The 10,006-nt window shown below is 64.1% G+C and carries 8 protein-coding genes; 5 read left to right on the forward strand and 3 right to left on the reverse strand.

The features are described 5' to 3' along the window. Nucleotides 1–88: 88 nt before the first annotated feature. Complete coding sequence (gene cobA / locus ACE3S9_RS09090) at nt 89–859, reverse strand: uroporphyrinogen-III C-methyltransferase (RefSeq protein ID WP_374546131.1); 771 nt, start codon at nt 857–859, stop codon at nt 89–91. 79 nt (nt 860–938) lie between these two features. Then, the gene (locus ACE3S9_RS09095) at nt 939–2,699 is read right to left on the reverse strand and encodes a cytochrome D1 domain-containing protein (RefSeq protein WP_374546132.1); all 1,761 of its coding nucleotides are present in this window, start codon (nt 2,697–2,699) and stop codon (nt 939–941) included. A 209-nt stretch (nt 2,700–2,908) separates the two neighbouring features. Between ACE3S9_RS09095 and ACE3S9_RS09100 the strand changes: the two genes are divergently transcribed. Continuing rightward, nucleotides 2,909–4,927: a 4Fe-4S binding protein gene (locus ACE3S9_RS09100; protein WP_374546133.1), complete on the forward strand. Its 2,019-nt coding sequence runs from the start codon at nt 2,909–2,911 to the stop codon at nt 4,925–4,927. Next, nucleotides 4,920–5,876, forward strand: a complete 957-nt coding sequence (locus tag ACE3S9_RS09105) for an FAD:protein FMN transferase (RefSeq protein WP_374546134.1) — start codon at nt 4,920–4,922, stop codon at nt 5,874–5,876. The genes ACE3S9_RS09100 and ACE3S9_RS09105 overlap by 8 nt, the downstream gene beginning before the upstream one ends. 95 nt (nt 5,877–5,971) lie before the next feature. Here the strand turns inward: ACE3S9_RS09105 and ACE3S9_RS09110 are convergent, their stop codons facing one another. After that, a complete protein-coding gene (locus ACE3S9_RS09110; RefSeq protein WP_374546135.1) occupies nt 5,972–6,622 on the reverse strand; it encodes a cytochrome c in 651 nt (216 codons plus the stop codon). Between the two features lie 672 nt (nt 6,623–7,294). Here ACE3S9_RS09110 and ACE3S9_RS09115 point away from each other — a divergent pair. From ACE3S9_RS09115 to ACE3S9_RS09125, 3 genes are all read left to right on the forward strand, one after another. Further along, on the forward strand, nt 7,295–7,933 hold the full coding sequence (locus ACE3S9_RS09115; protein ID WP_374546136.1) for a cytochrome c: 639 nt from the start codon (nt 7,295–7,297) through the stop codon (nt 7,931–7,933). Nucleotides 7,934–7,991: 58 nt separating this feature from the next. Beyond that, on the forward strand, nt 7,992–8,651 hold the full coding sequence (locus tag ACE3S9_RS09120) for a cytochrome c (protein ID WP_374546137.1): 660 nt from the start codon (nt 7,992–7,994) through the stop codon (nt 8,649–8,651). Nucleotides 8,652–8,766: 115 nt separating this feature from the next. Continuing rightward, on the forward strand, nt 8,767–10,006 hold a 1,240-nt coding region (locus tag ACE3S9_RS09125), incomplete at its 3' end, for a hypothetical protein (RefSeq protein ID WP_374546138.1).

Genomic DNA, 10,006 nt, shown 5'->3' on the forward strand with positions numbered 1-10,006 from the left:
GCGGACGAGCGGCGTGAGCTTGTCCGGCGCCGGCTGGGCGAATGCGGCCGCCGGGCAGAGCGCGGCCAATGTCACGAGCATGGTCGCGCTAGACCGCATGGCGGGCCTCTACGTCCGCGACTGTCGCCTCGACGCGAAGGAGATGGCCGGCCGCCTCGCCGACGATGAAGAGGACAGGACTCGTCAAATCCGCCCTGGCCACGTCGGCGGCGACGCGATCGAGCCTCGTCGCGACATGCCGTTGGTCGGGCAGGGTCGCTCGCGCAATGGCGACGACTGGCGTGGAGCCGGCCCGGCCATGCGCGATCAGCTTTTCGGCGATGGCCGCGATATTGGCGAGGCCCATATAGATGGCGAGCGTCGTGCGCGGATCGGCGAGCGCGCGCCAGTCGTAATCGAGCTCGTTGTCATCCTTGCCGTGGCCGGTCATCAGCCGCAGACTGTTGGCGCAACCGCGCAGGGTCAGCGGCAGTCCGAGCGTCGCTGCGCTCGCCTGCACGGCGGTCACGCCCGGCACGATTTCGAACGGCACGCGGGCGCGGGCGAGATATTCGGCTTCCTCGCCGCCGCGTCCGAACAGGAGCGGGTCGCCGCCCTTCAGCCGAACCACGCGCGTATGCCGTTCGGCCAGCCGCGCCAGCATGCTGTTGATCTGGTCCTGCGGGACAGGATGCGATTTGGGCTGCTTGCCGACATCGAAGCGCGGAACGCCGCGTGGCGCGAGCGCCAGAATTTCGGCGCCGACGAGCCGGTCATAGACCAGCACATCCGCGCTTTCGATCAGGCGCGCCGCGCGCAGGGTCAGGAGGTCCGCCGCGCCCGGGCCGGCCCCGACCAGATAGACCACGCCTTTGGCCATGAACGACCTCCCGAGTGAAAAGTGAAAGGCGCGGAAAGACGCGTGGAAGGGAGCGTGACGCCCCCTTCCGCATCCGGCGTCAGTAGATGTCCTTGCGGGTGTTGTAGGCGTTGAACTTGCCCGTCGGGGTGATGAGGGCTGGGTCCTTGATGACCGACTTGAGCTTCAGGGTCTTGTCGTCGACGACGACAATCGCGGATTCCTGCGATTTGCTGTTCCACAGCGAGAACCAGATCTCGTCGCCGGCCTTGTTGAACTCGCCCTCGACAACGCGGCGCTGGCCGGCCGAAATGCCTGACCATTCCCCGATCGGCAGCACGGTATATTTCGGCTTGTCCTGCGCGAGATCGGAGATCTTGAACACCGCGACGGAGGAGGCGATGTCGGCGTCCGGGTTTAGCGGCGTGTCGACATAGAGGTGCTCGGATTTCGGATGCGACTTTACGAACAGGGAGCCGCCGCCCTGGCCCTGCACCGTCTGGACCACTTTGAACGCTTCCTTGGGGTGGTGTTCCGGATCGGCGCCGATGAAGGAGACGGTCTCGTCGCCGAGATGCGATGTCACCCAGACGGGCCCGAATTTCGGATGCACGATATTGGCGCCGCGGCCCGGATGCGGCTTGTCGCCGCCGGACTTGATCACATCGATCAGCTTGCCTTCCTTGGTGTCCACGATCGCGATGGCGTTGCGCGCATTGGCCGCCGAGAACAGGTAGCGGCCGGTGCGGTCGAAGCCGCCGTCATGCAGGAAGCGTTCGGCGTCGATGGAGCGGGTTTTCAGCGCTTTGAGGTCGGAATAATCGACCGCCAGAATCTCGCCGCGCTCCTTGATGTTGAGGTACCATTCCGGCGCATATTGCGAGGCGAAGATCGCCGCGACGCGCGGTTCGGGATGATATTCCTGCGTGTCATAGGTCATGCCGCGGGTGGAGACGATCTTCAGCGGCTCCAGAGTCGGGCCGTCCATGATGACAAATTGCGGCGGCCAATAGGCGCCGGCGATCGCCAGCTTGTCCTCGAAGCCCTTGAACTTCGAGACGTCGACCGAGCGGCCCTCGGTGCCGATCTTGATTTCCGCGACAATGTTCGGCGTCGGCGCCCAGAGGTCGATCAGGCTGACCTTGGCGTCGCGGCCGATGACATAGATGTAGCGGCCCGATTCCGACATGCGCGAAATATGCACGGCGTAGCCGGTCTTGACCCGCGTGATGATCTTCTTGGAATTGCCGTCGATCAGCGCCACTTCGCCGGCGTCGCGCAGGGTGACGGAGAAGATGTTGTCGAGGTCGATGTCGTTCATCTTCTTCGTCGGCCGTTCGGCGACGGGGATGATGACCTTCCAGCTATCCTTCATCTCCTTCAAGCCGAATTCCGGCGGGGTGGCCGGCTCGTTGAGGAGGTAGCGCGCCATGATGTCGACCTGCGGCGGCGTCAACTCGCCCGATGTGCCCCAGTTCGGCATGCCGGCGGGTGAGCCATAGGTGATGAAGTCGCGCAGATAGTCGTAGCCGAGCTTCTTGGTGAGATCCGTGGTGAGCGGCTTGCCGGTCGCGCCCTTGCGCAGCACGCCGTGGCAGCCGGCGCAGCGCTCGAAGAAGATCTTGTTGGCAGCGGCGAATTCTTCCGGCGTGAGCTTCGGGTCGCCCGGCTTCTGGCCCGGCTGCTCGGGCTGGGGCATGACGTTCAGGCTGGGCTCATAGGGCGGCACGGGCGAGGTGGTATGCGATTTGACCTCGGGCGCCGCCTGTTGCGCCAGAGCGGCGCCCCAGACCCCCGACGCCAGGATCAAGGCGGCTCCTAATGGCGCCACACTCATGCGTCCCTTGCTTTTCCGCGACATGGCCAGACCTCCGATTGCCTTTCGGATGGCTTAGGGCATCGCGACGGAGCGCTCCTTGACTTCGGTTATGAGCTTCTGGATTTCGCCGCCTAACCGAAATCAAAGCCGCCATGGGGCCAGTGTGATTTTCTAGCGCCAGGCCGCGCGCGCGGCGACCAGCGAAAAAATTGATGGCGCGGAGAAGCTTTTTTCACATTGCCCTTGCGTGCTTGCTGGTTTTGGCGGCGGCGCGCGGCGCCTGCGCGCGCGAACTCGCCGATTTCGCGCGGGAGGCTTTCGCGCGTGACGGCGTCACGGTTCAGCTCACGCCGAAGGATTTGGCCGGCGTCTCCTTTTTCGAGGCGCGCGCCAATGGGGAGACGCTCGGCTGGGCGTTTTCGACCTGGGTCACGGTCCATTCGGTCGGCTATTCAGGCCAGCCCGTCGACATATTCGTGGCGCTCGATCCCGCCATGAAAATCGCGGCGGCGGAGCTGATGCGGCAAGACGAGCCGATCCTGATCATCGGCATATCGAAAGAGCAACTCGATCATTTCGTCGCCGGTCTCAAGGGCCTCGACATCGCTGGTCTGGGCTGGCTCTCGACGCCGGGCGGCGGTCGGCGCGCCGATGCTTTGGCTGGAGCAACCGTGTCGAGCAGCGTCTTCCGCGACGCGGTCGTGCGCTCGTCGCGGCTGGTGGCGCGCGCGGTTGGCGTGCTCGGCGGCGGCAAAATCTTGCGCGAGCCATTCGAGCCGGCGGACTGGCGCGCGCTGGAAACGCAGGGGGCGATTTCGCGGCGTCGCGTGCTGGGACGGGAATTCGCCGAGCAGGTCGGCGCCGCCCCCGACGACCCGGATCAATTGCTGCTCGAAGCCTATGCGGCGCTGGCCACGCCGGCCGGAATCGGCAGGAACCTATTCGGCCGGCATATTTACGAGTCGCTCTCGGGAACGATCGGCGCGGAGGACAATCTTTTGTTTGTCGGCTCGCGCGGGCTGCTCTCGATCCTCGGCGGCGACTGGCGGAATTCCGGCCTTTTCGAACGCTTGGCCCTCGTGCAAGACGGCAGGACGATCCGCCTGACCAAAGCGATGCACCGCGATCTCGACGTGCTCGCGACGCCCGATGCGCCGGACATGCGTGAGCGCGGATTGTTCATCCTGCCGGCGTCGTCCGGCTTCGATCCAGCCAAACCGTTCCGTCTCGCGCTGATGCTGACGCGCAATGCGCCCGACCGCGAGCCGCAGAGGGCGACCTTCTTCCTCGACGCGCAGCTTCCGGGCGCCTATATCGCGCCGGCTCCGAGCGAGGAGCCGGCGCTGTGGATGGAGATCTGGCGCGCGCGCAGCGCGGAGGTGGCCGTACTGCTGGCGATGCTCGCCGCCTTGTTCGGCATTCTGCTGTTGCAGGATCGGCTCGTCGAAAATCTCCGGCTCTACAAGCAGACCCGCATCGTCTTCCTTGGCCTGACGCTGGTCTTTCTTGGGCTGTACGCCAAGGCGCAGTTGTCGGTCGTGCAGGTCGTCACCTTCATCCACGCCCTGCGCGGCGAATTCAAATGGGAGCTGTTTCTGCTCGATCCAATGATCTTCATCCTGTGGGGCTTTGTCGCGCTGGCCATGCTGTTCTGGGGGCGCGGCGTGTTCTGCGGCTGGCTCTGCCCGTTCGGCGCCTTGCAGGAATTGTTGAACGAGGCCGCGCGGCGTATGGGCGTCCGCCAATGGGAGCCGCCGTGGGGCCTGCACGAGCGCCTCGGCATGATCAAATATCTGGTCTTCCTCGGGGTTTTCGCGATTTCGCTGAACAGCATGGACGCCGCCTTTCGGGCGGCCGAGGCGGAGCCCTTCAAGACGGTCTTCGCTTTGCATTTCATGCGCGCGGCGCCCTTCGTCCTCTATGCCGCGGCGACGCTGGCGGCTGGCCTGTTCGTTCGGCGCGCCTTCTGCCGCTATCTCTGCCCGCTCGGCGGCGCCCTCGCTTTGCCGGCGCGGCTGCGCATTTTCGAATGGCTGAAACGCCGCCCGCAATGCGGCCGCGAGTGCCGCCAATGCGCGGTCAAATGTCCCGTTCAAGCGATCAATCCGCAGGGAGCGATCAGCCCGAACGAATGCATCTACTGCCTGAACTGCCAGGCGATGTACCACGACGCCAAGGTCTGCAAGGGGCTGGCTGGGCGCGAGGCGCGCCGGCAGGCGATGGAGGCGATGATCGCCAGCGTCAAGCAGAAGGAGGCGGGCCATGACTGAGGCGATGCCGAACCGGCGCCGCGTGCTGACCTTGTTCGCCATCGGGGCGGGACTGGCATGCCTTGGCGGCGCGCCGCTCGCCTGGGAGCATGAATGGCGCGGCGAAGCGATGGGCGCGCAGGTTCGCCTGCTCTTCGCCGGCGGCGGCTCGGTCGCGCCGGAACAGGCGGTCGCGGAAATCATGGCCGAGATCGAGCGCCTGGAGCAAATCTTCAGCCTCTCGCGCGCCGATTCCGAGATTGCCCGGCTCAACGCTGAGGGCATCATTTCGGCGCCCTCGCTGGATTTCCTGACCGTCCTCAATCTTTGCGAGCGGGCCTACCGGGCGAGCGACGGCTTGTTTGACCCGACCGTACAGCCGCTGTGGGATTTTTATATCCGGTGGTATCGGTCCGATCTCGACCGGGCGCCGCCCAATGGGCCGGATTTCGAGGCCGCGCGCCGCCGGGTTGGGTTCGGAAAGCTGGCTTTCGACTCGGAGAGAATTGCGCTGCGCGATGGCGCGCGTCTCACTCTCAATGGAGTGGCGCAGGGTTATGTCACGGATCGCGGCGTGGAAATCCTGAAACGGCTGGGCTTCGAACGCGTCCTTGTCGATCTCGGCGAAATGCGCGCTCTCGGCGCGCCGGAGAAAGGCTATTGGACCGTCGATCTGCCCGGCAAGCGCAACGCGGTTCAGCTCAGTGGCGGCGCGCTCGCGACTTCGGCGGGATCGGGCATGATTTTCGCCCATAATGGCGACCATCACCTGTTCGACCCCCGCACCGGGCGTCCCGCCCGCGAATGGTCGTGGCTCACCGCGCAGGCGCGTTCGGCGGTCGTCGCCGATGCGCTGTCGACGGCGCTTTTTGTCGCGCCGGCGGAACAATTCACCGCAATACTCTCGGCCTTTCCTGGCGCCTCCGCTTGGGCGGCCGATGCCGGACAGACCGTGCGCCGGTTCGGGTGAGCCTCCTTTCAGCGCATTCGGCCGAAATGATTGGCGCGACATATGGGGGCGGCGACGAGCGGCAGGGCCGAAAGGCGAATCTCAGTCAACCCAAATCACTTGAGATAGCTGACATAGGCCGCAACTTCCGCGATCTGCTGTTGCGTCAGATTATGGGCGATCGGCTGCATGATGGCGGAGGAATCCGGATTGGCCGGCTTCTGGCCGCGTTCCTTCTCCCAATTGGTCAATTTGCGGATTACATAATCATTCAACTGGCCGGCGAGGCGCGGGAACTGTCCGTCGCCCTTGCCCTCCGGTCCGTGACAGGAGGCGCAGGGCGGGACGTTGGCGCTCTCTACGCCGTTCTCGTAAATCGTCTTTCCGGCGGCGGCGAGCGCCTTCGGCGCCCCGCCGAGCGGCGCGGGGTCGAGCTTGTTGAAGCTCTCGGAAAGCTTTTTGACCATTTCGGGGTTCAGCACATGCGCGACATTGCCCATGACCGGATTGGTGCGCCTGCGATCGATGAACGCCTTGAGCTGGTTCTCGATATATTCCGGCTGCTGGCCGGCGAGTCGGGGCATGGGAAAAGCGCCGTGGAACCCTTGGCCCGATACGCCATGACAGGTCTTGCAATAGGCGAGTTTTTCCTCGAACGCCTTATGCGAAACCTCGTCGGCCGTCTTGCCCTCCGCCTGCGCGAGCGCGCCCGCGCCGATCATAAGGGCCGAGGCCAGCGCGAGATATCCGCTTCCGATCGTTTTCATTTTTCTATCCTTTTTCGATGCCCTATCAAGCATTTGGCGCTTATATTCGACGCTAGTTGCTTGGATTTCATAGGGATATCAGGCGTTCAAAGCGCAAATCGCGCGGCCTCGTGATCGTATTTCGATACTTATACTTATGATCTAGCGCGTTTCGTTCCGAATCGCCGCTCGCCGCGCGGCTGCGATTTTGGCGCTCTCGCCGCCTTTGACAATAGTATAAAATCGAAAATGCAAAAATGCTCAAGCGTTTGCGGCGTTGGATCGCTGGGATGGCGGTGGAGAAGAAAGCGCCACAAAACCAGCGATTAATGGGCGTCTCAGCGCTTCGTCGGCGCATGAGCGCTTTTTTACCGTTCTTTCAAGGAGTTCGCAGGCGCATTTTAGAACGGTTAAAACAGGAAGACGATGAATAAAATGTAAGTAAACAATGGGCCTTCATGACCAATAGGCGACATAAATATCACGTTGCGGCGCAAAAAGCTTTGCGTGTTAAGAAACTATCCGTATTCGGTTGCTCATGAGCAGTGTTTGCCGCATCTTTCCGACGCGGACGAGTCGCATTTCGTCGGACCGGCGTCGAGCCGGGGCGAAAGCATTCGCGGCGCGTAGCAATTGAAAAACAAGTTAAATTTCGCGCAACGACGAGAAGAAGCGCCGGAGGCGACGCGAACGATGGCAGTTCAGTTTCAAAGCGCCGTGAAGGCGATCGCGGGCGCGTGCCTGGTCGTGATGGCCAATCATGGCGTCGCCGCCATTGCCGCCGAAAGAGGCGGCGTCGAGGACAAGATCGAATATTGCCAGATCTGCCACGGCCAGGCCGGCCAAGGGTATCACGGCTATCTGACTATGCCGCGGCTCGCCGGTCAGCAGTCCGCCTATCTGGAAAGCCAGTTGCGCGATTACGCAGACGGGCGCCGGGTCAATGCCGTCATGTCCAATGTGGCGCGAGGCGTGTCGCCGAGCATGTATGGCGCCATCGCCGCGCATTTCCCGGCGTTGAACCCGCCGCCCCTGGACGGGGGCGCTGGCGGCAACGCCGCACTCGGCCGCACGATTTTCGCCAATGGGCTACCGGAATCGAACGTGCCCGCCTGTTCGGCCTGCCACGGCCCGGACGGCCATGGAACAGGCCAAATTCCGAGGCTCGCGGGGCAGGTCCCCTCCTATCTGGTCCGGACTCTTTCGAACTGGAGCCAGGAGCGAGGCCGAGCTTCCGCGGGCGGCCTGTCGGCGATCATGGTTCCGACTACCCATAACATGACCGCGGCGCAGATCGCCGCTGTCGCCGCCTATGTCGGCTCACTGCGGTGACGCCTCCGGTTTGGGCCGGCGCGATCCCGGCCGCTGAAACACGCGTGAGAACAAGCTCATGAATCCTATCGGTTTGAGGATCGCCTCGCTCGCGATCTCCCTTCTGGCGGCGGGCCCGCTCGCTGCCGAGCAGCAGGCCGCCTATCCCTTCGCGCTGCTGCCGCTGCCCGAGAAGGGACCGGTCCCGGTCAAGAACTGCAACTGGTGCCACGGAACCTCGGCGCAGGGCTACGCCACCGCCCCGCGCCTTGCCGGGCAGCGCGCGGCCTATATCGAACGGCAGATCGACGCCTTTCGCGCGCATCGGCGGGATAATCCGCTGTCAGAACAATATATGTGGAACGCCTCCGCCAATCTCGATCCGGAAACGATCCGGGCGCTGGCGGATTACTACGCCCAGCAGGCGCCGCGCGCCGCGGCGGACGGCAATCGCGCCCTGTTCGATCAGGGGCGCGCGCTCTACCAGCAGGGCGTCGCCGAAGCCAATATCGTCGCCTGCACGGTGTGCCATGGCCCCAACGCCGAGGGCGCGCGCGACATTCCGCGGCTCGGCGGTCTCTCCTATCGCTATCTGAAACGACGGATGGAGGAATGGAAGGAAGGCTATCACCCGACGGCGGCGCCCATGCCGCAGGTGACGCGGTTTCTTTCCGCCAGCGAGATCGAGGCTTTGGCCTCCTATCTGAGCTTCGTCGACGAACAGTCAGCCAGCAAATAGCGCCATGGACGGCGCGGCGACCGTCGCGCCGGCTCAAACATTTCTCCGGGACCAGGCAATGAAAGACGCCGCGGCGCCGAGGCGGCCCGAAGGCGGAAGTGAGGAGGGCCATCGAATGGCCGGGTTGATCGATATGTTGCAAGCCCCACGCTCCGCCGCCGCGGCGGTCGCATCCTTGCGGATCGGCGCCGCGCTGGCCGTCGGCCTTACCGTTTTCGGCGGCGCGACCGAACAGGCCGCCGCGCTCCCAAGTTTCGCGCGCCAGACTGGCCAGACCTGTTCGACCTGCCATACGGCTTTCCCGCAACTGACGCCCTATGGCCGGCGCTTCAAACTGGGCGGCTATACGGCCGGCGGCGGCATCGACACGGAGTTGCCGCCGGTGTCCTTCATGATCCAGGGCTCGCTGACCAATCTGGGGCAGGGTCTCCACGCGCCGAGCGGCGCCTATGCGCCGCCGGATCCGACCGCCACGGCGCTCGGCGGGTTCAACAACGCCAATAACTGGACCGATCTCGCCCAGCAGACCAGCATTTTCTACGGCGGCAAGATCTACGGCAATCTCGGCGCCTTCATCCAGGCGACCTATGCGCAGGACTATGGCCGCCAGCTCGCCTGGGACAATACCGACATCCGCTATGCCGATACGGCGAGGTTCGGCCCGCTCGACGTGCTCTGGGGCTTCACCTTCAACAACAATCCGACCGTTCAGGATCCCTGGAACACCACGCCGGCCTGGGGCGTCCCCTTCATCAGCTCGCCCTTCGCGCCGACGCCGGGCTATCTTGGCGGCAACGGGATCAATCCGGTATCCGTCACCATGCTCGAAGGCGCCTATTGGGGCCCCGGCCAGGTCGTCGGCGGCGGCGGTTATGTCTTCCTCAACGACATGGTCTATCTCGAGCTGTCCGGCTATGGCCCGACGTCGCGGTCGTTCCAATGGGCGCTCACCGGCGGCCCGCCGACGAGCCCCGTGACCGGTCTTTCGCCTTATTACCGCGTCGCCATCGAGCCGGTCTGGGGCCAGCATTCGCTGATGATCGGAACCTATGGCATGTCGGCCGACGTCCTGCCGGGCGGCGTCTATGGCTTCGGCACGGACAAGATCACCGATACGGGCTTCGACGCCCAGTATCAGTGGATCAGCGAGATGCACGCGGTGACGCTGCGCGCCAATTACATCTACGAGCGTCAGACGCTGGATTCGAGCTTCTCGCAGGGTTTGTCGGCCAATCCGTATAATTATCTGCGCAGCCTCAAACTGTCCGGCGAATATGTCTATCGGAATACGGTCGCCCTCACCGGGACCTATTTCAACATCAACGGCACGCCCGACGCGCTGATCATGCCGAACA

Source organism: Rhodoblastus sp. (assembly GCF_041915505.1).
GTDB lineage: Bacteria > Pseudomonadota > Alphaproteobacteria > Rhizobiales > Beijerinckiaceae > Rhodoblastus.

Coding starts and splice junctions, on each gene's coding strand:
- cobA (WP_374546131.1), bottom strand. CDS start 859: ATGGCCAAAGGCGTGGTCTATCTGGTCGGGGCCGGCCCGGGCGCGGCG.
- ACE3S9_RS09095 (WP_374546132.1), bottom strand. CDS start 2,699: ATGTCGCGGAAAAGCAAGGGACGCATGAGTGTGGCGCCATTAGGAGCC.
- ACE3S9_RS09105 (WP_374546134.1), top strand. CDS start 4,920: ATGACTGAGGCGATGCCGAACCGGCGCCGCGTGCTGACCTTGTTCGCC.
- ACE3S9_RS09110 (WP_374546135.1), bottom strand. CDS start 6,622: ATGAAAACGATCGGAAGCGGATATCTCGCGCTGGCCTCGGCCCTTATG.
- ACE3S9_RS09115 (WP_374546136.1), top strand. CDS start 7,295: ATGGCAGTTCAGTTTCAAAGCGCCGTGAAGGCGATCGCGGGCGCGTGC.
- ACE3S9_RS09120 (WP_374546137.1), top strand. CDS start 7,992: ATGAATCCTATCGGTTTGAGGATCGCCTCGCTCGCGATCTCCCTTCTG.